The 585-nt window shown below is 42.9% G+C and carries 1 protein-coding gene; it reads left to right on the top strand.

All coding sequences use genetic code 11. The features are described 5' to 3' along the window. Positions 1–197 precede the first annotated feature (197 nt). Positions 198–585 (top strand): MFS transporter (locus B3M90_RS11945; protein ID WP_290784258.1); only part of this gene is annotated, 388 nt, incomplete at its 3' end.

The raw sequence follows: 585 nt of genomic DNA on the forward strand, positions 1-585 counted from the left end.
ATGAGAAGGATTGCGCTTTTTTATTTCCTACGAATCATTTTCCTCATTCAGAAAAACGCTTTCAAAACTACATAAAAAATAAAATTATCTTTCTTAGCTATTATTGTTTGTAATTCGAACTAAATCGGATTAAGATAAACTACAGATAGAACGACCGTATATAAATCTGTACCGTCCGTTTAGTTAGGAGGATATTCATGCAACAAAGTGCAACTCACACAGCTCGCGCTCCTTACGGCATCCTCGCCGTTTTGATGATCGGGGCATTCATTGCTTTCTTAAATAATACCTTGCTCAACATCGCCCTTCCTTCAATCATGAAGGATCTAGCGATCGAACCAGCTACTGCTCAATGGCTGTCGACTGGTTTCATGCTCGTCAATGGTGTCTTGATTCCGACATCTGCTTTCTTGATTCAAAAGTATTCGGTTCGTCGCTTGTTCTTATTTGCGATGACCCTCTTCTCGACCGGAACGATTCTTGCCGGATTCGCAGACGTCTTCCCTGTGCTGCTCGCAGGACGGATGATTCAAGCGTCGGGTTCTGCTATCATGATGCCGCTACTGATGAACGTCATGCTCGTCA

The sequence above is a fragment of the Exiguobacterium sp. UBA6309 genome, from assembly GCF_002439205.1.
Lineage (GTDB): Bacteria > Bacillota > Bacilli > Exiguobacteriales > Exiguobacteriaceae > Exiguobacterium_A.